The sequence below is a fragment of the Streptomyces sp. NPDC006743 genome, from assembly GCF_040703815.1.
Classification (GTDB): domain Bacteria; phylum Actinomycetota; class Actinomycetes; order Streptomycetales; family Streptomycetaceae; genus Streptomyces.
The window spans coordinates 19,090-43,287 of the sequence record NZ_JBEYJA010000057.1; the positions used below are offsets into that span (position 1 = coordinate 19,090).

The window sequence follows — 24,198 nt, forward strand, 5'->3', positions numbered from 1 at the left end:
GGATCACGCCTCCGTGCTCAGCCGGCGAACCGCTCGCCGGGAAGACTCCAGGCTCGCCCGCTCCGGGTCGCCCTTGGCGGTCGCGAGATAGCCGACCGTGGTGGAGGCCCAGACATGGCCGAGCAAGACCTGCACGTCCCACAACGGCATCCCGGCCTCATAGTTGTGGGTCGCACAGGCATGCCGCAGGAGATGCGGAAAGAGCTCGCCGACCGGGCCCCGCAGATGCTCCCGCGAGGCCATCTTCAGCGCGCGCCGGAAGGTGTCGGGCACCACCGGCGGCGCAAGCAGTCCGTCCATGCCGGCCAGCGATTTCGCCAGCCGCTCGGAGGGGAACAGCGGCGCCCGCGGGTCGCAGGGGTCATCGGGAAACTCGCCCCGCACCTCCTCGATGTACCACCACAGCAGCGCGCGGCCCTCTTCGAAGAGGAAGGCTTCGCGGTCCCGGGGGCCTGAGCCGCCGGCGCCCTTGCCGTGGACCAGGAACCGTCCCCACTGTCCGTTCTCCCAGTGCACGTCCCCGAGCTGCACCGCGCACAGCTCCGCCGCCCGAACCCCGGAGATGTACGTGAGCTTCGACATCACGTAGTTCCGGACCGCCACCGGATACTTCCGCGCCCGCGGCAGCGCCTCTCGCCACGCGGCGAAGAACTCCTTCGTCGCTCGAGCCGACGGCGGGATCCGAAGTCCGAAGTCTCCACGGTGGACGGGCCGATTGAACGCGTCCACGGGAGATTCGACCACCGCGCCGAACTGGCGGTGGATCTCACCGGCGTAGCGCTGTTCCAGGAAGGCGTAGTAGAGGTCGATCCGGTTGATCTTCGACCGGACCGTCGTGTGCCGCGGCCGCTTACCCGGCCCCGCGAAGTACTTGTCCAGCTGCCGCGAGGTCAGGTGCCACGGCATGACGTCGTAGTACGAGCAGATCTCCAGCACCGGCTGGACCAACGACTCCAGCGTGCGCGGTGACAGGCCCGCAACGTCCCGGGCCCATACGTACTCGGCGAGGGAGTCCTGGAAGAGTGCCCGCTCGGCTTCCACGGACGCGGTCGCTGCGGTCTGCCGCTGGAGCGTCAGGACGTCAGCCAGGCCCGGCTCCGGCTGCACGTGCTCGCCAGGCCGCTCTTTCACAGCTACGTCGCCGCCCGTGATGAGCGAGAAGCGGCGAGTCCCGGAATCCGTCACAAGGAAGGAAATTACGGAGAGAACTCCTGGAATCTGCGAGTAATCGTCAGATCCCCACACGATCGAGTGAAGCGTCTGCCCGTTCCTCCGACCTGCATGAACAGCCACAACTCCCACACCGAGCGTCGGAACGAACTGGTCGGCGCTCCAGTTCGGTGCGGGTGAAGACAGCGGAGTGAAACAGGGACGGCGGAAGCAGCGGGGCACGCCGGCCCCCTGCGGGGACACGCGCTTCCAGGGTGCGTTCCACGGCGGCGAAAGCTGCCAGGGCGGTGAGGCCGACACCGAACGCGCAGAGCACCAGAGGCGACGTCCAGCCGTGTGAACCCGCCTCGTTGAGGCCGCCGGCCAGTGCGACGAGGCCCAGGACACCGAGGAGCTGGCCGAGCGGGTCCGCCCTGGTCGCCGTGTGCCGCGGCGGGGAGGAAGGCGGGTGGTCCCGCAGGGTGAGGGTGATCGCGAGGGCGGCGACGGGAAGGTTCAGCCAGAACACCGCGCGCCAGCCGCTGACGGAGACCAGCAGTCCGCCGACGACGGGTCCGGCGCCGAAGGCCACCGAGGCGACCGCGCCCCAGACGGCGACGGCGCGGGCACGCACCGCGCGATCGGGAAAGGTGGCCTGGAGAAGACCGAGGGAGGCGGGCACCAGGAGTGCCGCACCGGCGCCCTGGGCGAGCCGGCCGGCGATCAGCGGGAGGGCTGATCCGGCGAGAGCGCAGGCCAGCGAGGCGGCGGTGAAGACGCCGAGTCCGGCCAGGAACGTCCTGCGGTGGCTCATGCGATCGGCGAGCGCGCCACCGAGCAGCAGCAGACCGGCGAAGAGAGTGCTGTACCCGTCGATGATCCACTGCAGGGCGGTGGCGCCGGTGCCGAGTGAGGCGCGGATGTCGGGGACGGCCACGTTGACGGCCGTGACGTCGAGCATGACGAGGAAATAGCCGAGGCTGAGCGCGATCAGCGGAGCCATGACGAGCGTGGACGGAGGGGTGCCGGTGGACCGTGCGGCCGCCGCCCTCGTGGCCGGTCCGCCGCGGGCGGCAAGGTGCGTTGCTCTCATGGACAGAGCATGCAAGTCGGATACTTCGTCACAGGTAAAAGTGTCGATGTACGCTGCGTCGATGATGGACGAGCCGCCCAAGCAGCAGACCGACATCGCCCGCGCCGCGGCGCTGATCGCGGACCCCTCGCGGGCCCCGATGCTCAAGTGCCTGGCCGACGGCCGCGCCCTGCCCGCCGGTGTCCTCGCCGACGAAGCCGGTGTCAGCGCCGCCACCGCCAGCGTGCACCTCGCCAAGCTGGTCGAGGGCCGATTCGTCACGGTCGAACGGCAGGGCCGGCACCGCACCTACCGCCTGGCCGGTCCGGACGTCTGCGCCGCTCTCGAAGCCCTGGCCCTGATCGCGCCGGCGCTGCCCGTCACCTCACTGAAACAGAGCAACCGCGCGGGCGCCCTGCACCGCGCCCGCACCTGCTACGACCACCTGGCCGGACAACTCGGCACCGCCCTGATGGGCGCGCTGCTCGACCGCGGTGTGCTGACCGGGTACGACGGTGTCCACCGCCCCGACGAAGCCCTGCGCGACCGGCCCGCCTCCTACGGCAGCGACATCAGCTACGAACTCACGGACAGTGGCCGGGCACAGCTGCGCGAACTGGGTGTCGACACCGACCGGCTGCCGCCACGCCGTCCGGCAGTGCGCTACTGCGTCGATTGGAGCGAACACCGCCACCACCTCGCCGACGGACTCGGCGCGAGGCTGACGGCCCGGCTGTTCGAGCTGGGCTGGGTGCGCTGGGGAGCGTCGCCGCGCGTGGTCCACGTGACGGCCGAGGGGACGGAAGGCCTGGCGACTTCGCTCGGTCTGACACTTGCCCGGTAGCGAGATGACCCGCCATCCGCCCGGTGGCGAGATGACCCGCACCGACGACGCGAGTGATCCGGCCCGCTTCCCGGCGGAGAACCGCCGAAGCGCCGAAGCAATCACCACCATGCCTCGCAGCCTGCGGACACCGACCACGCCAGGCCCATGGTCGAGCCACTCCGGCCAGCATGAGCACGGCGAGCGCCGTGCCACTGGTGGGTGCGACCGTGCGGGCCGGACAGCGGGCGCCGAGGACCTTCGCTCGTCACCGGAACAGCGCGGGCGTCATGTCGAGCGGCAGGACCGGACCCGCCGGCGGAAGTCCTCGTCGGGCGTACCCGGGCTTTCGTCCGGTGCGGCGAGAGGGCGTGCCAGGCGTCGCGGGGCAGGCGGAAATTCGACGACAGGGCCTGGCTAGACCCTCACCTGCTGGTACTGGCCCAGGAAGAGCGGCGTCCCGTGCTCCACCCGCCACAGGAACAGTCCGGGTTCCTCCACCACCTCCCCGGTGCCGGTCCGGAAGGTGATCGTCCGGGTGATGCCCCGGTAGGACACTGTCCGCAGGCGTCGGGTGAGGTTGCTCCAGTCCACAGGGCCCGTTCCCACGGTGTCGAGGACGTGCGCGACGAGACCGAGGGCGTCGTAGGCCTCGGCCGCGCCCCAGCCGACGCTCTGGACGCCGTACCGCTTCTTGAACGACCGTACGAAACGGGCGGCCGGCGTCAGACGGGCCGGGTCCACGAACGTCGCCGAGAAGACCCACCCCTCGGCCGCCGCGCCGGCCGCCCGCAGGAACTCGGGTGTGAGGACGGCCTGGGTCGCGGCGGGCGTGCCGGTGAACCCCGCCGCCCGTAGCGCGCGTGCGCAGGAGGCGGCGCGCCGCGAGGAGTCACCGCAGTAGACGACTGCCTGTGCGCGTGCCGCGAGGGCGGCGCCGACGGCGGGGCCGAAGTCGTCGGTGCCGGCGGCGACCTGGTGCCGGGTGACCGTGCCGTGGGACGGAGGGTTCGCCACCAGGGTGTGGGCGATCAGCCAGCTGTAGTCCCCGGCCGCCTGGTCCTCGACGAGAAAGGTGCGGCGGGCCGGGCGCAGGCTCGTGAGATAGCGGACCAGGGGCGCGCAGATCGCGCTGTCGGAGGGGCGCAGCTGGAACACGGACGACGTGGGATTCGCCGTGTCCACGGCGGCGTACAGCGCGTCCGAGCCCGCCCAGGCCGTCACCATCGGCAGCAACGCCTTCTTGTACCGGTCCTGGGCCGCGAGGGCCGTGGCGTCGGACGTGGGGCCGATCACCGCGCACACGCGGCCGTCCGCGACGAGGCGCCGGGCCACCTCCTCGGCCCGGTCGGCGTCTCCGGCGTCGTCGAGGACCGTGAGGACCAGGTCGAAGCGACGGTCCGCGCGCGCGTTGTACTCTTCCACCGCCAGCCGGACGCCGCGCTCGACCGAGGTACCGAGCGCCTTGCCGGAACCGGAGAGGTCGGCCTGCACGGCGACGGTACGGCGTGGGCGGGAGGCGGCGGTGGACGGCCCGTCGCCGCGGCCGGTCAGCCAGGCGGCCGTGGAGCCGCCGGCGGTCAGTACGAGCGCAGCCGCGCCGCCGATGCCCAGCAGGCGCCGGCGGCTCGGCGCGGGCGGCGGCTCGTCCACCGGCGTCCCGGGCGCCGCGGGCCGCTCGGGCTCGGGCAGGTGCAGCACCTGGGCCGAGCGTTCGGCGATCACCGCGGGCAGCCGGGCCGGCAGCCAGTCGTCGCTGCCGAAGTCACCGAGCTCCGTGCGCAGTTGCGCCACGGTCGGACGGGCGGCCGGGTCCTTGGCGAGACAGCGGGCGACCAGGTTCCGCAGGCCGTCCTCCGTGATGCCGTCGAGGCGGGGGTCCTCGTGGACGGTGCGGAAGATCACGGCGGGCGCCGTTCCGCCGCCGAAGGGCGGCCGGCCGGACGCCGCGTAGGCGAGGACGCAGCCCAGGGAGAACACGTCGCTGGGCGGGCCCACCTCCTCGTCGCGGGCGCGGGCCTGTTCCGGCGAGAGATAGCCGGGCGTCCCGATCACCACGTCGGTCGCGGTCAGGGCGGTGGCTCCGCCGGCGCGGGCGATGCCGAAATCGATGAGGCGGGGCCCGTCGAGGGCGAGCAGCACATTGCCCGGCTTGATGTCGCGGTGCACCAGTCCGGCCGCGTGGACGGCCGCGAGCGCCTCGGCGAGCCGCGCACCCAGCGCCCGTACCGTGTCCGGGGGCAGCGGCCCGTGCTCTGCGACGGTCTCGGCGAGCGAGGGCCCGGGGACGAAGGCGGTCGCGATCCAGGGTTCGGCCGCCTCCGGGTCGGCGGCCGTGACGGGCGCGGTCCAACGGCCGTCGACCCGCGCGGCGGCCTGCGCCTCGCGGCGGAAACGGGCCCGGAACCCCGGATCGGCGGCGTGTTCGGCGCGGATCACCTTCAGGGCGGCCAGGGCACCGCCCTCGGAACGGGCGAGGTAGACGACGCCCATGCCGCCCGCGCCGATCCGCGCGAGCAGGCGGTACCCGCCGACCGACTCCGGGTCCTGCGCGGTGAGCGGACGCACCGTCACTTGCCCTTCGGCTGTGGCGCTCTGTCCGGGGCGGGTCCCAGGTAGTGGAAGGCACCGTCGCGTACCTGGTGGACGAAGCTGGCGGGGGTGCTGAGCTGGAGGAGCTCCGGGTCGAAGGCGAAGTCGCGGGTGATGCCCTGGTACGTCGCGTTCTTCAGCGGAGCGACCAGCGCCTTGCGCGCCGGGCGCCTGCCCTTGGTGGCGGTGAGCTGCCGTATCAGCAGGTTCGCCGCGTCGTAGCCCTCGGCCGCCCAGAATCCGGGCGGGCGGCCGTACCGCTTGCGGAACGCCTGGGCGAAAGAGCGGACCTGAGCCGCGCCGGGCCCGATCGCCCCGGCCACGACCGTCCAGCCCGCCGCGCTCTCCTCGGCGGCGAACCGGGGATCGAGCGCGGGTTCGGCCGCGTACTTCGGCCCGTCGAAGCCGGCCAGCCCCTCGGCCGCCCGGATCGCCCCCTCCAACGGCCCCGCGTAGACGAACGCCCTGATGCCGGCGCCGCGCATGTCGTCCAGGACGGGCCCGAAGTCGGCCGTGCCCGCGGGGACGACGCGGGGGTGGGTGGCGTCGCCGTACTTCCGGACGATGAGGTTGACCATCTGGACGGTCTGCCAGGACACGTCACCGGCGGTACGGTCCAGCAGGATACCGACGGGGGCGGCCGCACTGGTCGCTTCCAGGTGGAAGGCCAGCTTCATGGCGACGGTGCCGTGCAGGGGACGGCCACGGACGAAGGAGCGGACGTTCTGGTACAGGTTCTGCCCGGCGGACATGCTGATCAGGGGCAGCAGGGCCGTGTCGTATACGGGCAGTGCGGCCTGGGTCGTCTCGTCGGTGCTCGATCCGAGCACGGCCAGCACGTCCGGGTCGTCCACGAGCCGCTGGGCCGCGGCGGCGGCACGGCCGGCCAGGCCCGCGTCGTCCGAGGTCTTCAGCTTGAGCGTGAACGGTTTGTCGCGGCGGGCGTTGAACTCCTCCACCGCGAGCCGTGCCCCCTGCTCCTGGGCCTGCCCGGCCGCCCGGCCGGCACCGCTGAGGTCGGCCTGCACACCGAGCGCCCAACCGGGCGGGGCGGCCTGCTTCTTCCCGGTGCCGCCGTCGCGGCGGCGGGCGGCCCAGGCGGCCACACCCCCGCCCGCGGCGAGCACGGCGGCACCGCCGGAGGCGACGGCGAGGAACCTGCGGCGCGACGGTACGGCCCCGGGCGGTGCCTCGGCGAGCGTGGCCTCGATCTCGGGCAGGGCCAGCATCGCGGCCGACCGTTCGGCGACCATGCGCACGATGCCGGCGGGCAGCCACTCGGCGGTGCCCGAAGGCGCGTCCTCCACCAGGGCGGCGTCCAGTTCGGCCGCGGTGGGCCGGTCGGCGGGGTCCTTGGCCAGACAGCGCAGCAGGACGGCCGCCATCTCCTCGTCCACGCCGTCGAGGTCGGGGCTGTCGTGGACGGCGCGGTAGAGCAGGGCGTCGACGCTGCCCCCGCCGAAGGGCGGCCGGCCGGTCGCCGCGTAGGCCAGCACGCATCCCAGCGAGAAGACGTCGCTCGCGGGCCCGAGGCGTTCGCCGCCGGCCGTGGCCTGCTCCGGGGACAGGAAGCCGGGGGTGCCGACGACGAGGTCCGCGGCTGTGATCGCGGTGTCGTCCGGCGAGCGGGCGATCCCGAAGTCGATGAGGCGGGGGCCGTCGGCGGCGAGCAGGATGTTGCCCGGTTTGACGTCCCGGTGCACCAGACCGGCGTCGTGCACGGCGGCGAGCGCGCGGGCCAGCATCTTGCCGAGCAGCCGTACCGTCCGCGCGGGCAGCGGGCCGTGCCGGCCGACCGCGTCGGCGAGGGAGGGGCCGGGCTCGAAAGCGGTGGCCAGCCAGGGCTGTTCGGCGTCGGGGCCGGCGCCGGTGACCTTGACCACCCACGGGCTGTCCACGCGTCGCGCGGCGTCGGCCTCGCGGCGGAAGCGGGCGCGGAACGCCTCGTCGTGCGCGTACTCGGCTTGGATCACCTTGACGGCGGCGAGCGCGCCCGACTCCGTGCGGCCGAGGTAGACGACGCCCATGCCGCCCTCGCCCAGCCGGGCGAGCAGGCGGTGGCCGCCGACGAACGACGGGTCGAAGGGGCGCAGGGAGCGGTCGGTCACTTCCGGACCCCCAGTGCGGTGCGTACCTCGGTCTCCATCCCGGCCACCGCCCGTGCCTGGACGGTCAGCAGGTCGCCCTGGCCGAAGCCCTTGCCGCCCTCGACGACGACGGCGATCGTCACCGGACCGAGCCGGACCTGGTTCCAGATGTAGTACGTCGACCCCTTGCCGAGCGCCGGATCGTCGTACGTGCCCATCTCGATCAGGTAGTCGTCGGCCGAGGTGTTGCCGTTCGTGCCGTAGCCCGAGCCCATCGAATTCAGGCCGCTGATCCGCTCGGTGGCACGCAGTTGCTGGTCGGGGCAGCGCAGCGCCTCCTCCAGCGTCTCGGCCATCTCCTGGTCGGCCTGCGCGGCGGTGCGGTGCAGGGTGACGGTGGCGGCGGCGCGGACCTCGCCCTTCGCGCCCGCCGCGGGCAGCCGGCTGTGGCGGGTGAAGGTGGCCAGGACGTCGCCCGGCAGGGACTCCTGCCGCCAGACGCAGTCGGTGCCGAGGACGGGCCAGGCGGCCGGGTCGCTCTCGTACGGGCGGCGCTTGACGTAGCCGGGACCATAGCTGTCCGGGCCCGCGGTGACGGCGCGGACCAGATCGAGGGCGGCGGACGGGGTGGTGGGGACGCGCGTGGGGTCGACCGTGAAGCGCACGGGGGCCTCACCCGTCCCGCGCCGTCCGGCCGGTGAGGTCACGGCGGGGGAGGAGGCGCTCGGGCCGGCCGGGTGCGCGCCGTCGCTCGAGCCGGAACAGCCCGCGAGCAGTACCCCGCACGCGGTCAGCACCGCGGCGTGTCCCCGCCTTGTGCGACAGCGCGTCGCCGCGTACCTCATGAAGCCCCCACTCACCATGCGTCCGTGCCAGTGTGCGACCGCAGCGAGTCTAGGGGACCACGGTCAACTCGCCGTGCTCGCTGGGTGGTTGCGGTCCCAGGTGACGTTGTCCGAAGTGCGCCGGTGCGTCACCCGGCGGCTCCGTGAGCGCGGGCGGCGGGGGACAGGCGCGGTCCCACGAGAATCGTCCCCGACGCCCGCCTGGACCCCGGACGATGCCGAGACCCAGCCGGGCCGCCGTCATCCGCCGCACCCTCCTCCGCCGCCACCGCACCCGCCACCGCAGCTGCTGCCGCCCCAGCCGCCTCCGGAGGACGACGAGGACGAGGAGGACGAGGAGGAGAAGCCGCTGAAAAGGGACGAGCGGAGTGTCGGATCGGGGAGGTTGATCCAGCCCGTCATGGCTATGGCGACCACCGAGGCCGGCACCTTCGGACCGTCGGCGGCCGGTCCCCAGGGCACCGGGCGGCGCGACCCTCCGGAGTTGCGTACCGCGTACCAGCCCGCGGGGGTGATCCGGGGCGGTGTGCAGACGAAGACCGCCGCCACCACGAGGGAGACCAGCAGGAAGGTCACCAGCCAGCCCACCGGGCGGCCCAGGTGGACGCCGTTCACCACCCGGGCGATGCCGACCCCGATCAGCACCAGCATCGGCAGTCCGGCCAGCCGCCCGGCCAGACGGCGTGTGCGGCTGGGCAGCAGACCGAGCCTGCGCGCGGCGTCCCCGACCCGGCGGATCTCCGGCAGCTGCCCGGCGGCCTCGTGCACCAGCGTGGCGGTGGTGGCCTCCCTGGTCCGCGCGGCCTCCAGGACGGCCCGCTGCACCGGTTCGTCGGGGACGCTGTTGCAGAAGATGAGGGTGCCGTCCTGGGCCCTGCGCAGATGGCCGCGCTGGACGAGGGCGAAGATGGCGGTGCTCACCACCTGGCGCGCCCCGCCGACGATCCAGGCGATGGTGTAGACGTCCGGTACGAAGCTGGTGTCCGTGGCGGAGGAGAAGCGGCGGACTGCCCGCCGTACGGCCACGCCGAGCAGCACGGCGACCGCGAAACCGGCGGCGTACAGGCCGAGGAACTGGGGGCCGGTGAAACCCCAGGGGGCGTTCATCGATGCCTCCTTGAACGGTGTCGGAGCGCCGTCGGGCGATGGGTGCGGGCAATGGCGTGGAACACGACGTCGACGGGCGTCCGAGTGGTTCCCGCGCCGCGGTGGGTGAGCCGGGTGCCGGGGTGCGCGGCGCTCCGGATTGCGTACGCCCGCGCGGTGCGGAGCCCGGGGCGGAGAGCCAGGTCCTCTGCGTCGTCGTGCGGGCCTGCCCGCGTCCGGTTCACACCCGCTACGGCGAAGAGACGGCCCGGCCGCCACACGGTGACCGGGCCGGCCCCTCAGCGTGTTCGCGACCTACCTGCAGTCCACCCCGGAACGGCCGCCACGCCGCGATTGCCTGTCCCCGATGCGCCCATGCCATCACCGTGACCGTGTGGATGGATCCTGGATTTGTTGCGGGCGCGTGAGTCGTGTTTGGCTCGCCCGATGAACTTTCTGTTGACGGCGAGTGGTCTGCGCAACGAGTCGCAGCGCGATGCGCTGCGGGACATGCTGGGCAAGCCCTTCGCATCGGCGAACGTCGTGTACATCCCCACGGCGTCGGTCGCCGAGCCCGGAGACCACGGGTGGTTCCTCGCGGACATGAACCGGTTGCACGGCCTCGGCTGGCGGGAGTTCGACGTCCTGGAACTGAACGGCCTGCCCCGGCGGATGGTGCTCGACCGGCTGCTGCACGCCGACGTCATCTATGCCGGCGGCGGCAGCCATTACCACCTCGCACGCAGCATCACCGGCAACAGCCTGGCCGACGGCTTCCTGGAGGCACTGGAGAGCCGGGTCTATGTGGGGTTCAGCGCCGGGTCGATGATCTTCAGCCGTCACCTCACCGGACACTCCGCCGACGTCATCGGAGACACCACGGACCTCCACGTGCTCGGCGCGACGACCGTGGAGCCCCCGTTCAGCCTCTTCGACTGGTACCTCAAGCCTCACCTGTACTCACCGGATTTCCCCGAGCGGGACGACGCCTGGGCTGATCGCATCGCCGCGCGGGCGGACTTCCCGATCTACTTCATCGACGACGAGACGGCCGTGCGCGTCAGGGACGGCGAGGTGGATGTCGTTTCCGAGGGCCGGTGGCGGTTCCATCCCTGACTCACGCGCGGTGGGGAGCCGGGCAGGGCACTTCGGTCTCCATTGGCGCATCACGGGTCCGTACGAGGCCAGTTGCAGTGCAACGCTCCGGAACAGCCCGAGAAGGGCCGCGGCCCATGCGCTTCTCGACTGCGGCCAGGGAGTCGGTGATGACGCGGATCAAGACATCAGCCACCCAGCGGCCGGCGGGGAGCGGGTTCTCCTTGGCGCCGAGCCCGCTCGGCCGGGAGGAGATGGTCCAGGTCTTCAAGAAGCTGCCGCACAGCGGACGGTGAGACGGGGCGTCAACTCCGACACTCCGCTCACTCGATCCACTGACTCGCGAGCGTGGCGCCCAGGGTGCGGGTGCGAGGTCCAGCACAGTGCGGTGCCAGAAGCGACGCGCTGAGCGACGGACCTGCGCGTACTACGCGATTCCGGTGACCTACCGGATGTCGGGAGGCAGACATGGCTGTGAGCACCTCGACCGTTCGGCGGCTTCTTCGGCTGAGTACCGCGGTCCTCTGCGCGGCCGGCTACACCCTCGCGCAGGTGGTGCCGGCCGAAGCGGCGACCGTCACGCGGTCCTACGATTTCCAGTACCGGATGGAGACCCGGACCTGGAAGCAGAAGCGGGGGCCCGTCACCCTCACACTGGCCAAGTGCAGGCGGAGCACCATGTTCTCCAGCAGTGACCACTTCCATGCGCTGTTCTCGCGGTCGCGCTGGGGCCGGGACACGAGACTCAGCGACGCCACCATCCGGTGCGAAGACGGACAGCGGGCCAGGTTCGACGCCCCCTACGACGGCGAGTACTACTTCACCTTCAGTAAAATCGACGACAAGGGGTCGTTCTCCGGCAAGGCGGTGATCAGCTATCCGTCCTGACGGCCAAGCGGGTGCCCGACGGGCGTTGATGGCGGCGCTCTGCGGGTGCCGCTCGGTGACGGCGACGACGTCGGCGAGAGCCCGGCCAGCGGCAAGCGGGCGACGAAGACCCGCCGTCCCGGACCCCAGCGGGGCCGTGTGATCCCCGCGACCGCCGGGGGTGTCCCTCGAAGAGGCCGTCCCCGATTCCCCGACCGGCGGGAGAACGTGAGACGCCGGATGCCCCGGAGTTCTCCGGGGCATCCGTGGGTGGACTCGACGGCGTGCTGTGCGGTCAGCCCACGGTGTTGAGGCCGTAGTCACCGAGGAGATCGATGTCGACGTCGACGGCGGTGGAACCGGCGTTGTACAGGTCGATCTCGCCGTCCGCGCCCACCTTGACCAGCGCGGCGCCGGCCGCCGGATGTCCGCTGCTGTAGTCGGCCGAGTGCACGTCCGGTCGGGTGGTGCCGTCGGCGTAGGCGACGAGGTAGCCGCTGCCGGCCGGCGAGGGCACCGTGAGATTGAGGTCGACCGCGCTCACCGCGTTCACCGGTACCCCGTGGGCGCCGGTGACCTTGAGTCTGAGCGTGGCGTGAGCGCCGAGCTTGGCGGTCTTCCCGCCGCTCCCCGTACGGGTGCTGAGGATCCGGACCGGCCCGACCGGCTGGAACGTCGCCCCGCTCGTGGTGGGGCCGTACCAGCCGACCACGTCCGCGACGAGGTGCGCCGAGGACTTGCTGTTGTTGCGGAGCACGACCTTGCCGTCGATCAGCGGGACCATGGGGACGACGATCTGTGCGGACGCGGTCTGCCCCGTGGTCCAGTACGGGCCGCTCACACCGGAGTCGACGGTGCCGGCGGGGGAGGCGGTGACGCTGCCGGAGCCCTTGGTGGCGGTCGCCACCACGTTGAGCACCACGGCGTTCGCGTCGGCCGGGACGCCGTGGGCGCCCGAGACGGTCAGGGCGACCGAGTGGCCGCCGGCGACCGCCCCGGTGTGGCCGCCGGTGGAGCCGCGGGTGTCGAGCAGACGCACCGGCGCGGCGGGATGGTAGGTACGGCCGAACTGCGCGTGCGACTGGAGGCCGAGCGTTGCGACGTTGACGGTCACCGGGCCGGAACTGCCGTTGTAGAGGTCGATCGCACCGGTGGGAGCGACCTTCACCGTGGCCTCGTTGGAGACCGTCCGGCCGGGCTCGAAGCCGACGGTGGAGGTGCCCGGCCGGGTGGTGCCGTCGGTGTAGAGAGTGAGGGTGCCCCTCGCCTTGGCACCGCTCGCGACGACCTGCAGGCGCACCGCGTCGACGCCCTCGGAGTCGGCGTGCACGGCGGCCGCGGAGAGCTTCAGCACGCCGTGGGCGGGGATCGTTCTCTCGGCGTCATGCTGCGCGGTGACGGGCAGGAAGGAGTCCGCGGCGTGCACCGTCACCTTGGCGGTGGTGGTGCGGCCGAGCAGGTCGGTCTGTGTCAGCGTGGCGGTGTACGAGCCCGTTGCCGGATACTGGTGCTCGATCTTCTGGGGGCCGTCGGCCAGGCTCTCGGAGTCACCGTCACCGAACGTCAGGACCCGGTGGGCGACTTCCCACGCGTTCGCCGGTTGTGCGACGGTGAACAACGCGTCCCCGGCGTCCACCTGCCCGTAGGCAGTGGTGACCAGGGCGCCGGAGAGCGAGGCGGCCGGTGGTGTGGCGGTACCCGCGTCGACGGCCGTGAACCGGACGGTGCGGCTCGAGCCGTCGGCGTCGGTCACCGTGATGGACGGGGCGTACACGCCCGGCGTGGTGTAGGTGTGCGTGATCGGGGCGCCCGGTGCCTGGGTCACCGGGGCGCTCCCGTCCCCGAAGTCGACCGAGTACGTCGCGATGGACTTCCCCCACGAAGTGGTGGCGTCGTCGGTCTTCAGCGAGGTGACGAACGGCGCGACACCCCTAGACGGCGACGGCATGTCGTCGCCGGGGACGGTGATGGAGTCCTGCCGCTCGACGGCGCCTCGGTCGGGATGAGCCGTCGGGCCGGTGCCGCTGCCTCTGCCGGTGTCGGAGACGAGGGGGTCGTCCACGACCGGGGCGCCGTCGACGTCGGTGGTGAGCTCACCCGGTGCGTCGGCGTCGGCGGAGTCGATGAGCGCGGAGTGCTCGGGCGGCGCCGTGCCGGTGGGCACGTTGAGCCCGTCGATGTCGTGGGCGCCCTGCCCGGTCGCGTCGTGCAGTGACACGGCGGTGGTGAAGGGGGTGCCGGCCCACGCGTACTCGGGCCGCGGCCGGGCGGAGGCACCCACACCGTTCGCCGCCACGTTGTAGTCGCCGGTGACCTGGTCAGCGGAGGCGGCGGACACGGAGTAGAGCGGAGCCGTGGGCGCCGGGCAACTGTCGGTCTGCATCGCCGCCGCAGTGGTGACCACGTTGTTCTCCACGGTCCCCGAGCTCGCGCCTTCCAGCGAGATCCCGGTGGCGCACCGGGCGGCGACCGTGTTGCTCGTCACGGCGGCGCCGGACGTTCCCGTCAGCACGATCCCGCCCCACCGCGGCTCGGTCACCACGTTGGTGGTCACGGTGACCCGCGAGGCTCCTGACTGCGCCCGCACGCCGTAGGCGTACCCGGCCGGAATCCAGTTGCGTGACACAGTCACGTCCGAGGAGGCGCCGTCCACACTGACCGCGGTCCCGGTGCCCTCGGCCGACGGCACCGGGCGACGGAACGACAACCGGTCGAGACTGACGCCCGTGGAGCCCGTCACCGCTACCGCGTCCGTGCCCGGATCGCCGATCCCCAGCGACTGGATGCGCACGTCGTGTACCGCTTCGAGGGTCAGCGCCGGCGTGGATCCCTTCGGCGTGAGGACGGCCTGCGAGCCGCCGGGGACGAGGGCGGCCCCGGTGAACGTGATGGGGGCGTCCTTGGTGCCGGACCGAGTCAGGGTCACGGACTCGACGTAGGGAAGGCCGTCCGGCGACTGGAGACGAACCGTCTGCCCCGGCACCACCGCGTCCGCCGCTGCCTGCACCGTGCAGAAGGGCAGGCTGGCCGAGCCCGCCGCCGTGTCGCTGCACACCCCGTCGTGATTCACATACAGCGTCCCGGCCGGGCTCGGCTCAGCCGCCGCCGCACCGGTTCCCCAGCCGCTCACCACCCCCGCCACGACGAGAACGGCCACGGACACACCGGATGCGGGGCGAGGTCTTCGCATATGAGCTCCAGGGAAGGATCGGCGGTGCGGATGACGGCACCGGGGCCTGATGCGCGGGTCATCGACCTACCACTCGTGAGGCGCTGACGTGGCCGGAGCAGGCTGCCGGTCGCCGGCACGGCCTGCCGGTCCCGGACGGTTCGGCCCAGGAGCTGTGCGCAGCCCTCATGATCGCAGTCCCACGCTAAAGGAACGGCCACGATCCGACCTTTCCTTGCTCAAGCCGCCCGGTTCCACCGGGAGTTGCACGGCAAGCCGACCGCTTCCTCCGCAGTGAGCAATTCCCGCGGCGAGAGCGGGCTCCCCTCGACGTCCACGCCCGGCTCGGCGCTCACCCGCACCACCAGCGCGCTGCCCGGAGGAGTCTTCACTACTGCTGCCCCGTACCTGCCGTCGCGGTGCACGGGACATGTGCGCCGCGCGGGTGGAATCCCCCTGCCCGGGAGCCGACCGCTGGTGCGCGGTCCGCCGACTGGGGGAGAGGTCAGGTATGAGCACTCAGCACGTTGACGGCCCCGACGGTGCGCACCAGCGCCCGCCGGGTGTGTCGGACACCCTGGTCCACGCCCTGGGGGCGTTGTCGGAGGCGCTGGAGACGACCGAACGCGCCCGCGGGCACCTCTACTCCTTCCACCAGCTCACGGGAGGCGCCGACTTCGCGCTGGACCGCGCTGTGGCGCTGCTGCGGGAGGCCGGCCGGCACCGATGGGCGGAGCGGGTGGAACGGGACATCCTGGGTCGCAACGTCATCCCCGGACACTGGACGTTCCAGATCATCGAGGCCTACGACGCCACCTACTACCAGCCGTTCAAGGACGTGGAGGCCCAGGCGCGGCAGGAGCTGGTGGCGGGCAAGCCCCACTTGTACGAGGCGGAGCTGAAGGAGAAGCGCCGCACGAGAGGCCACCCCGACCACACCGCCCGCCCGGAGGCAGTCCGCTCGCTCGACGAGTAGGCCTTCCGGCCTGCGCGCAGGAACAGTCCGTCTCCTCTCCGGTGGGGTCGAAGCCGCACAGCAGCGGTGTGACCTCCTGCCCGCCTCGCGCCGGGTGCACAGGATCGTCACCGGGTTCTCCGCGACGTCCAGGGCGTACTCCCGGGCCGAGCACCGGGGGGCGTCGGATGGCGCCGCCCCGGCCGACCGGGGTCACCCCGCCGACAGCACTCAGCACCGGCAACACGCCCGGACGGGAACACAGCCGTACGGCGAAGTAGAGGCGCCCCGCCCGCTTTCGTGACCTGAGCACCGTCCCGGCACAGGTCTGCCGCACCGCGTCCCCGGCACGGGGCAGGAGGTCACACCCCCCGGTCCCGCCCCGCGCCTCGGCGTCACTTCGACCGCGTGTGGGGCCGACGGCTGCGGGCAGGGCGGGGCGTCACGCCCTGTCGACGTGACAGTACACGCGATCGAAGCGCAGGGACGCCAGGTCCTGACGACGGATCATCCAGCTGACGACGCACGAGTCCAGCTCGCGGTCCTGCTCACCGCCACGCCAGGTGGCCAGCAGGACCCAGTCGTCGGTGTCCGCCGCAGCGGCGCCGGTCTCCGACTCCTCGTCCCTGGCGAGGAGAAGAGGGTCGTCGTTGAGGACGACAGGGTGGGCACCGAGTGCGAACGTCCAGGTCGGCCAGGAGCCCCCCACGTCTGTCCAGGCGCTCTGCAGCTCCTCGGCGAGTTCGTACTCCTCGTCGTCGGGGGCGTCCCACCTGGCCTCCGCGAAGCTCTCCGGCATCGGCGGGGCCAAGTGGTGCCACATCGTGCGCATGTCCTGCGACTCGAACGGCCCGTACCCGGTGTCCACGCGCCGGACGGCCGCCGGTGTCCCGGCCGGGACGTGGCACACCGCGTCACTCGTCGGGCCATGCAGGCCCAGCTCCAGGTCGGCGAAGAACAGCAGGTGGCCGGCTGACGGCAGGGGGAGTCCCGTGGCGCCCTGGGGTATCAGCGCGCAGTCGACGCGGGCGATCAGGGGGTGGCACGGGTCCGGGGCGTCTTCCGGGAGTACCGGATCACCACCCGTCCGCGCCGCGAGCGGTCCGTCACCGCCCTGTGTGAAGAACGTGCCCGGCACGGCGGCCCGTATCCACTCCTCGGCCTCCTCCGCCGGCAGCCCACGGGACGCGGCCTCGGCGCGGAAGCGATGCACTCTGTCGGTGTTCCAGTCATCGATCACAGCCACACCCTAGCCAGGACGTAGGACACCGCAGGGGGACCGCAGCCGCGGCAGCGGTTCACCACGGCCCGCGCAACCGGCCTGGCCCCGCGTCCTGAGCTCGTGTTCCGGGTGTCAGGGCGCCCTGCTCCGAAAGCGCCGCAGGCCGACGACGCCCCGAAGAGGGCCTGAGAGCAAGGGGCTTGGGGGTCGCCGCGCACCTGCACACCCGGGACGCATCTCTGTACCGGTATGCGTCCCGGGCTGCCGACGCGCCACGGCGTCCCGAGCCATGGGCCTCCTGGCGAAGCGGGTCCGGGCCGGCCTGCTCTGCCAGGAGGTTCCCCGGCCTGCGGGCCGCTTCAGTCCGCCGGCCTGGTCACAGATGCGCGGCCAGGAACGGAAGGACGACCGCGGCCATCTCTTCAGGGACTTCCTCCGCCAGGTCGTGGCCCGCGTCGAAGACGTGTCCGGTGACATCGTGGGCCATGAGCCGCATCTGGGACTCGTTGCGGTCGCCGATGAACGCGGACCCGCCGAGCGCCAGGACGGGGATGTCCAGCTTCTTCTGTGCGGCCTGCCGGTTCTGTTCGGCGTCGACGAGCATCGCCCGGTAGATGGAGAGCATCGCGCGGATGCCGCCGGGCATGGAGTAGCAGCGCACGTATTCGTCGATCGCGTCGGGGGTGGCGGTGTCGGGGTGACTGCGCTCGTTCTTGATCATGTAGGTGATGAGTTCGCGCTCGTGCCCGGTGATCAGCATCTCGGGAACGTCGGGCTGGAAGTAGAAGCCCAGGTGCCACAGGTGCATGCCGCTGGAGACGTTCTCGGGCGTGAGAGCCGTGTGGTCCTCGAAACCGAAGCCGGGGAACAGAGCCTCGGCGAACACGAGGGCGGTGACGTGGTCGCGGTGGCGGGCGGCGAGCTGGTAGCCGATCACCGCTCCCCAGTCCTCACCGACCACGGCGTACGTCTCGTGCCCGAGGTGGGCCATCAGGGCGGCGATGTCGTCGCTCATCGTCGCGCTGTCGTAGCCGTCCGACGGCCGGGCGGAGTCGCCCAGACCGCGGAGGTCGGGCACGACGACGGTGTAGCGCGGAGTCAGTGCCGGGACGAGGTGGCGCCAGTGGTAGCTGGTCTTGGGCACACCGTGCAGGAGCACCACCGCGGGGCCTGACCCGGCTGTGCGGTAGTGCAGACTCGTGCCGTTGACGGCGGCTCGACCCGTACGGACGGGCGTTCCCTGGTGGTCGAGGATCATGTTCGCCTGCCTTTCGGTTGCAGATCGCGAGGGGTGTGCAGAGCAGTGGTCTGTGGAGACCCGACGAGAGTCATCGGGCGGAAAGGGGCCCGGCGGCCCCGAGGCTGCCCGGGCAGGCCGTGGAACGGCGGGCGTTCTTCCGGTGATTGCCGGGGACAGGCGTCGCAGGACTGCAGGGGCTCGCCGCCTTTTATGGATCGGACGATACAGTTTGCGGGCGTGAAAAAATCAGCCGAGGGCGGCCAGGGCGACCTCCACGAGGGGTTCGAGAGTGCGGACCTCCGGGGTGATCTTGGAGGAGACCAGAAGTCCGTTGAGGAACGTGACGAGGAATCCGGCCAGTGTGTACGGGTCCTGTCGCGCCGCGATCTCGCCCCGCTCCATCGCGACCCGCAGCACCTCGGCGAGCGCGTCGCGGCTGGCGTCCTGCATGTCCCGCACGACGCGCCTGACCGACGGGTCCTGCGGCAGACGCTCGCAGGCGGCGTTGACGGCAAGGCAGCCCCTGCCGCCGCCTTCCGCGCCGAGCCGGATCCGGCCGAGCAGCATCCCGCGAATGGCCGACCGGGTGTCGGCCCCCTCCTTCAGGCTGCGCAGGGCGTCCGCCGCGAGAGTGGTGCGGTAATGCTCCAGGGCCGCCCGGTACAGGCCCTCCTTGTCGCCGAACGCGGCGTACAAGGAGCCCTGCCCGATCCCCAGTTCCTGGGTCAGGTCACGTACCGAAGTGGCCTCGTAGCCGCGCACCCAGAACAGGTTCATGGCGCGGCTGACCGCCGCCTCGGTGTCGAATTCCCGGGTTCTCGCCATGGCTTCATCGTAGCGTATCTGGATCTAGCGTTCAAGAAACGTGGTGGCGTCCCGCACACCGACGGTCCGGGAGCAGGCGGACCGCCGGTGTGGCCCCCCCGCTCTTCGCCTCGGACGGGATGTACCGCGGTGCGGACATCATCGGGATCATTCCGTCGGGTGCACCCCCGGCAGTTGCGGGCGGCGGGGGTGCACCGGTGGTGTGTCCCTTTACCGGTCGCGTCCGGCGGGGCGGCCTGGTCTGCCGGAGCCCGTGCAACCTCAGCCGCAGTGCGACCGTCGCGGTGGCAGATCGCCTCGTCCTTGCGGACGGGCTGATGACGCCCCTGAAGAGCGGCGCGAGTCGGCGACCTTCACGGAATCCCTGCTCGGTCTGCGTGATCGCGATTCACAGGGGCACACAGTTTCCGGCGTCGGCTCCGCGCATTCCTGGTGTCGGCGGATTCGGTCACTCCCGCTGTCGTGACCTTGCCGGGTAGGTCGGGGGTCCGCCCATGGCGTCTGCCGGGTCCGGGGGGACCCGACCTGTCCGTCCTGACTGCTACAACCTGCTCAGCGAGGGCGGACGCCCACGCCTGCCGTGGTTCACCGCTGCGCCGGAAACCCGGAGACGGAACCTAGTACGCGAGCTGCCCGATGCCTCCGTCGACGCGCAGCACGGTCCCCGCGGTGTAGGCGGATTCGTCCGAGGCGAGGTAGACCGCCGCTTTCGCCAGCTCGGTGGCGGTTCCCAGGCGATGCAAGGGCACGGTCTGCCGGAGTTCCTCGTACAGGGCGGCCTGACGCTCGGGGCCGAGGGACGCGAACGCATTGGTGATCGTCGGGCCCGGGCTCAGTCCGTTGACGCGGATGCCCCGGTCCTTCAGCTCATGGGTCAGCCCTCGCGTGTACGAGAGCAGCCCCGCCTTGGCCGCGCCGTAGACCGTCGCGTTGTCGTGTCCGATGTACGCGGAGACCGAGCCGACGAGAATGACCGAGGACTGCGGCGAGAAGATCGGCAGGAGGTCCCTGATCAGGAAGAACGGCGCCTTCAGATTGGTCGCGACGAGCCTGTCGAACGCCTCCTCGGTCCATGCCTCGATGGGGAGGTGGGTGACGTCGGCGGCGTTGCTCATCAGGATGTCGAGCTTCGGCCACTCCTCCCGCAGGCGCGCCGCGAGCGCCGCCTGGTCGGGTACGTCGCCGGCGTCACTGGCGATGGTCAGCAGCGGGCCGCCCAGCACCCGGGCCGCCTCGTCCAGCTTTTCCCGCGAGCGGCCGGTGATGGCGACGGTCGCTCCCTCGGCGAGGAATTCGCGGGCCGTTTCCAGGCCGATGCCGCTCGTCCCTCCAGTGATCAGTGCGTGCTTTCCTGCAAGACGGTCCATTGTCCTGTCCCTCTTCAGATAGCGGTGCGGCCACCGTCGGCGGCCACGACCGCGCCGGTCATGTAACTGGCCCGGTCACTGGCGAGGAAGGCGATCACATGCGCCACCTCGGCCGGGTCGGAGGTGCGCTTGAGTGCGGTGGTCAGACCCATGCCACCCATGTCCGGGCCCATCGCCGCGACCACCTTCGAGGTGCGCATCGGGCCCGGAGCGACGGCGTTGACCCGCACGTTGGAGCCGGCGAATTCCGCAGCCCAGGTGCGGGTGAGCGATTCGAGCGCCGCCTTGGTGGCGCCGTAGACGGCCATCCCCGGCATGCCGAGGCCGGCCGCGGTGGAGCTGACGTTGACGATGCTGCCGCCGCCGCTCGCGGCCATCTTCTCCGCGAGCAGGGCCGTGAGCAGGAAGGGCGCCCGCACATTGACCGCGAAGGCGGCCTCGTAGCTCACGAGGTCCTGCCCGGTGGTCGGGGAGAACGTCATCACGCTCGCGTTGTTGATCAGGATGTCGACCGGGCCGGCGTCTTCGGCCAGCTGCCGCACGCCGGCCGGGTCGGACAGATCAGCGGCGATGAAACGCACCGCCCCGGCGGAGCCGCCACCGGCTGCGCGGAGGTCTTCCACCACCTGCGCGCCGCGCTGCGGATCGGTGCCGGTCAGGATCAGGTCGGCGCCGCCCGCGGCCAGTACCTCGGCCGTGGCGCGCCCGAGTCCGCCGATCGCACCGGATCCGGTGACGAGAGCTGTCTTGCCTGCGAATTCCATTGCTACGCCCTTCGTGCCGGCCGGCGAGCGACCGACTTCTGTGCAGCCGTTCAAGAAGTGTCGCAACGGAAGCTACGACTTCTTGAACGCCGAGTCAAGAAGTCGTAGTATCTGCGGTGTGGCACGAACCGGACGCCCCCGCGAGTTCGACAAGGAACGGACGCTGGAGCGCGCACTCGAACTCTTCTGGTCCCGGGGATACGGGGCGACGTCGATCCAGGACCTGGTCGACGCACTGGCGGTCGAGCGAGGCAGCCTGTACGGCGCATTCGGCGACAAGCGCCGCTTCTACCTCGAAGCCGTCAGGCTCTACTGGGAGGTGTACGAGCGGCACCTGATCGCCGCGCTCGACACCAGCCCTTTCCTGCCCGCCCTGCGGGAGATCCTCACCCACCCCGCCAGACTGGACGAACTGATCTCCGACGTGGGCGTGCCCCAGGGCTGCCTGGTCGGCAACACGACCGCCGAACTCGTCCCCCAGGACGGCGAAGCCACGGAGATCGTCACCCGCTCGTACCGCCGGTTCACCGACATCGTCGCCGACGCGCTCCGCCGCGCACAGGCCGCCGGAGAAGTCACGGACACCGGCTCCCCCGAGTCCCAGGCACAACTCCTCCTCTACATCGTCCAGGGCCTCTCGCTCGTGTCGAGGGCAGGGCTCGACAGGACGGCGGCCCTGGCAGCGATCGACACGGCGCTGGACGGACTGCGGGCATGAGGACCCGGTTCACGGGAGCCGCCCCGAGGCAGCGCCTCGTGGCGGCCCTGCCAGGGCACAGCTCCGGCCGAACCTCTCGCGCCGTGGCGGACGGGGCCCCTGCCGTCGCCGCCGCAACGCGGTCGCAGAGGACATGACGAGCAGCCCTGCCACCGGCAAGCGGCCCTCGGCGCCGGCGACCACCACCGGGGCGCCGCCGCCCGATGCCCCACCGAGGAAGACACGACTGACGCCCGGCGCTTGAGTCCGGCGAGGACTGCACCGGCGTCCCGAGCGATGTGCTCGTTGTCGGGCACCTCTTCCTGGGCGCCGTGATCACGGTACTCCGGAATCATCACGTGGTAGCCACGGGAGCCGAGTCCTCGCCGACGCCCAGGAAGAAGCAGATGCCGTAGCCCTGTTCGTGGCCGAGCAGCACCGAGCCGCACCAATGTGGTTCTTCGGGGTACACGGCCCGGCATGGCACCGAAGACCGAACGTATCCAGTTCCTGCGGGCCGTGCGGCAGTTGCACCGCGTCCGCTCCTTCTACGCCGGGGGCGCGCTGCTGTGGGCGGCGTCCCTGGCCTGGACGGCCTGGCAGATCCCCGGGAGCCGCCAGATGTGGGTGTGCGCCCTCCTCCTGGCCGTCTTCATCGGCCTCCTCGTCACCGCGGGATTGTCCCTGCGGCGTCTGCCCGTTCCCGCGACGGGCCGCCCCGCGCACCACGCCGCCCCGCGCAGGACGGCGGCGAACACGCACCACGTCCCCGCCTGATTGAGGACTCGCCGCCCCCAACTCGCCCAAGCCGTCGAGCTTCGCCCGGGGCGGGCGTGTGCGGTTTCCGGGTGCCGTCCGCGTCTACGGGGACGGCACCCGGGCATACGGACTTCACTTCCTTCGGAGAGGGGCTTGTCATGCTCGGCATAGTCGCGGCAGTGCTGTTCTTCATCGCGTTCCTCATCAACGCGGCTGACATCAGCACCAATCAGACGTTCTCGTCAGTCAACGTCATGCTCCTCGGCCTGACCGCCCTTGCCCTGCACGTTGCGGGAATCGGGAGCACATGGCCCCGCAGACGCTGATCCGGCGTCAACTCCGGTCCTCCGCACGAGCCGACGCCCGAGGGAGGACCTCGCCGACTGCGCCGCCGAGGCGATCCGGGCTTGGGCGGCGGGAAGTTCCGCCTCGGCACCCGTACCCCGGCCCTCCACCACCGTCGTCAGCGATATTCGGGTGTATTTCTTCCAGAGAAGGCAGTCGAGGGCGCAGGATCGCTAGTGAAAGGGGCAGCGGAAGTAGGGGGTCGTGGTGTCCGAGCCCGAGCCCGAGCACTAATTGAAGGAAACCTAGTCGAGGTCTTCACCTGAATGTGATTATTTCTGTGACTGTGCCCGGACGCGTTTCAGTGAACAGCATGTGTCTCCCGGGCCTTTTCGGTCCTGGAGAAAGAGAATGCGAAGGCATCGTGGGACGTATCCGGCCGCCTGGAAACCGGTCCACCGCCGTCCGGAGCAGGCACGACGCGTGGGTCCGCGCATGCACTCCAGGCGACCGTGTCCGCGGCGTCTGGCAGACGCAGAGGAACTCATCTTCACCCAACTCTGGCGCATCCGGCCCGTGGTGGTTTTGCTCAGTCGAGCTGCACACGGTGACCTTGAAAAGGCTCTACAGCAGGTGGGCCCACCTGGTACCCGGGCGCTCCGGCCTGGTGCTGGCCTGCCAGAAGGGCAAGCTGGAGAAGTCCTGGACCGTCCGGCTCTGGCGAGTCTGGGAGTCCTGCGTCTTCCTGCGGCACAGCCTTGTCCCCGAGCCTGCGAGCTGACGGTGCTTACCCCACGTCTCTGACAGAGTGCCAGACGCCATACTAGGGGCGGTTGATTGGAGCCTGAGCCGGGCGTACAGAAGCTCGGACAAGAACGGGCTGGTTGGCCGGCCTCGACTGCGCCCGGGCGGAGCGGCGGACCGTAAGAGGCGATCCCAGAGGAGGGGATTTTCTCAGAAAATCCGAAGGGTTTTTTCTTCCTTACGTTCTTGCATGGCGAACTTACGGATATTAAGTTGATCTCTATTCGAGCAGAGAGACCGAACTAGAACGACTCAGTGGAATCACTCGTAAGTGACGGCCTGTCAAGAATGAGCTGTCAGGAGAGCGTCGCCCCCGCTTGCAGCCAGCCCGAGGGATTCGCGGAGCGAATCCCTTTCCCGAATCGCGGAGCGAATTCGGGCCCTGGCCAACGGAGTTGGCCAGGCATTCCGGCGGAGCCGGAATTTGGAATTTCGGAGCAATTCCTGTTCCGCCGCGTAGCGGCGGCGCGTCGTGTCTGCGGAGCAGACCGCGCG

Annotated in this window: 21 protein-coding genes; 9 read left to right on the forward strand and 12 right to left on the reverse strand. The window is 71.2% G+C overall.

Annotated features, from left to right (window positions below):
* Positions 1-3: 3 nt before the first annotated feature.
* Together ABZ719_RS31850 and ABZ719_RS31855 are read right to left on the reverse strand one after the other, a co-directional pair.
* A complete protein-coding gene (locus ABZ719_RS31850) occupies positions 4-1,152 on the reverse strand; it encodes a site-specific integrase (RefSeq protein WP_366728638.1) in 1,149 nt (382 codons plus the stop codon).
* Positions 1,153-1,231: 79 nt separating this feature from the next.
* Entirely contained in the window at positions 1,232-2,242 is a 1,011-nt protein-coding gene (locus tag ABZ719_RS31855; RefSeq protein ID WP_366728620.1) for an MFS transporter, read from the reverse strand.
* Between the two features lie 61 nt (positions 2,243-2,303).
* Between ABZ719_RS31855 and ABZ719_RS31860 the strand changes: the two genes are divergently transcribed.
* A complete protein-coding gene (locus ABZ719_RS31860; protein WP_366728621.1) occupies positions 2,304-3,065 on the forward strand; it encodes a helix-turn-helix transcriptional regulator in 762 nt (253 codons plus the stop codon).
* Positions 3,066-3,461: 396 nt separating this feature from the next.
* Here ABZ719_RS31860 and ABZ719_RS31865 read toward each other — a convergent pair whose 3' ends face one another.
* The 4 genes from ABZ719_RS31865 to ABZ719_RS31880 form a co-directional block, all read right to left on the reverse strand.
* Complete coding sequence (locus ABZ719_RS31865) at positions 3,462-5,612, reverse strand: ABC transporter substrate-binding protein (RefSeq protein WP_366728639.1); 2,151 nt, start codon at positions 5,610-5,612, stop codon at positions 3,462-3,464.
* A gap of 2 nt (positions 5,613-5,614) precedes the next feature.
* Positions 5,615-7,744 (reverse strand): bifunctional serine/threonine-protein kinase/ABC transporter substrate-binding protein, encoded by a 2,130-nt coding sequence (locus tag ABZ719_RS31870; protein WP_366728622.1) that lies wholly within the window; start codon positions 7,742-7,744, stop codon positions 5,615-5,617.
* Entirely contained in the window at positions 7,741-8,520 is a 780-nt protein-coding gene (locus ABZ719_RS31875) for a hypothetical protein (RefSeq protein ID WP_366728623.1), read from the reverse strand. Before ABZ719_RS31875 ends, ABZ719_RS31870 begins: the two co-directional genes overlap by 4 nt.
* Before the next feature lie 288 nt (positions 8,521-8,808).
* Positions 8,809-9,675, reverse strand: coding sequence for a TIGR04222 domain-containing membrane protein (locus ABZ719_RS31880; RefSeq protein ID WP_366728624.1), 867 nt, complete (start codon positions 9,673-9,675; stop codon positions 8,809-8,811).
* A gap of 426 nt (positions 9,676-10,101) precedes the next feature.
* Between ABZ719_RS31880 and ABZ719_RS31885 the strand changes: the two genes are divergently transcribed.
* The 3 genes from ABZ719_RS31885 (at position 10,102) to ABZ719_RS31895 (ending at position 11,637) form a co-directional block, all read left to right on the forward strand.
* The gene (locus ABZ719_RS31885) at positions 10,102-10,770 is read left to right on the forward strand and encodes a Type 1 glutamine amidotransferase-like domain-containing protein (RefSeq protein WP_366728625.1); all 669 of its coding nucleotides are present in this window, start codon (positions 10,102-10,104) and stop codon (positions 10,768-10,770) included.
* Positions 10,771-10,886: 116 nt separating this feature from the next.
* A complete protein-coding gene (locus ABZ719_RS31890; protein WP_366728626.1) occupies positions 10,887-11,045 on the forward strand; it encodes a hypothetical protein in 159 nt (52 codons plus the stop codon).
* Between the two features lie 172 nt (positions 11,046-11,217).
* Positions 11,218-11,637: a hypothetical protein gene (locus ABZ719_RS31895; protein ID WP_366728627.1), complete on the forward strand. Its 420-nt coding sequence runs from the start codon at positions 11,218-11,220 to the stop codon at positions 11,635-11,637.
* Between the two features lie 274 nt (positions 11,638-11,911).
* Here ABZ719_RS31895 and ABZ719_RS31900 read toward each other — a convergent pair whose 3' ends face one another.
* Positions 11,912-14,773 carry a PKD domain-containing protein gene (locus tag ABZ719_RS31900; RefSeq protein ID WP_366728628.1) on the reverse strand — a complete coding sequence of 954 codons (2,862 nt, stop codon included), beginning with the start codon at positions 14,771-14,773 and terminating at the stop codon, positions 11,912-11,914.
* A gap of 523 nt (positions 14,774-15,296) precedes the next feature.
* On the opposite strand from ABZ719_RS31900, the gene ABZ719_RS31905 reads away from it, so the two are divergent.
* A complete protein-coding gene (locus ABZ719_RS31905; RefSeq protein ID WP_366728629.1) occupies positions 15,297-15,761 on the forward strand; it encodes a hypothetical protein in 465 nt (154 codons plus the stop codon).
* Positions 15,762-16,182: 421 nt separating this feature from the next.
* Here ABZ719_RS31905 and ABZ719_RS31910 read toward each other — a convergent pair whose 3' ends face one another.
* From ABZ719_RS31910 to ABZ719_RS31930, 5 genes are all read right to left on the reverse strand, one after another.
* Positions 16,183-16,980: a DUF1963 domain-containing protein gene (locus ABZ719_RS31910; protein ID WP_366728630.1), complete on the reverse strand. Its 798-nt coding sequence runs from the start codon at positions 16,978-16,980 to the stop codon at positions 16,183-16,185.
* Between the two features lie 358 nt (positions 16,981-17,338).
* Complete coding sequence (locus ABZ719_RS31915; RefSeq protein ID WP_366728631.1) at positions 17,339-18,220, reverse strand: alpha/beta fold hydrolase; 882 nt, start codon at positions 18,218-18,220, stop codon at positions 17,339-17,341.
* A 228-nt stretch (positions 18,221-18,448) separates the two neighbouring features.
* Entirely contained in the window at positions 18,449-19,027 is a 579-nt protein-coding gene (locus tag ABZ719_RS31920) for a TetR/AcrR family transcriptional regulator (protein ID WP_366728632.1), read from the reverse strand.
* A 617-nt stretch (positions 19,028-19,644) separates the two neighbouring features.
* Complete coding sequence (locus ABZ719_RS31925) at positions 19,645-20,394, reverse strand: SDR family oxidoreductase (RefSeq protein ID WP_366728633.1); 750 nt, start codon at positions 20,392-20,394, stop codon at positions 19,645-19,647.
* A gap of 14 nt (positions 20,395-20,408) precedes the next feature.
* Positions 20,409-21,158, reverse strand: a complete 750-nt coding sequence (locus ABZ719_RS31930) for an SDR family oxidoreductase (protein WP_366728640.1) — start codon at positions 21,156-21,158, stop codon at positions 20,409-20,411.
* Between the two features lie 118 nt (positions 21,159-21,276).
* On the opposite strand from ABZ719_RS31930, the gene ABZ719_RS31935 reads away from it, so the two are divergent.
* From ABZ719_RS31935 to ABZ719_RS31950, 4 genes are all read left to right on the forward strand, one after another.
* Positions 21,277-21,876 carry a TetR/AcrR family transcriptional regulator gene (locus tag ABZ719_RS31935; RefSeq protein WP_366728634.1) on the forward strand — a complete coding sequence of 200 codons (600 nt, stop codon included), beginning with the start codon at positions 21,277-21,279 and terminating at the stop codon, positions 21,874-21,876.
* Between the two features lie 459 nt (positions 21,877-22,335).
* Positions 22,336-22,632, forward strand: coding sequence for a hypothetical protein (locus ABZ719_RS31940; protein WP_366728635.1), 297 nt, complete (start codon positions 22,336-22,338; stop codon positions 22,630-22,632).
* Between the two features lie 140 nt (positions 22,633-22,772).
* Positions 22,773-22,940: a hypothetical protein gene (locus ABZ719_RS31945; protein WP_366728636.1), complete on the forward strand. Its 168-nt coding sequence runs from the start codon at positions 22,773-22,775 to the stop codon at positions 22,938-22,940.
* 566 nt (positions 22,941-23,506) lie between these two features.
* Positions 23,507-23,680, forward strand: coding sequence for a hypothetical protein (locus ABZ719_RS31950; protein ID WP_366728637.1), 174 nt, complete (start codon positions 23,507-23,509; stop codon positions 23,678-23,680).
* The last annotated feature ends 518 nt before the right edge of the window (positions 23,681-24,198 follow it).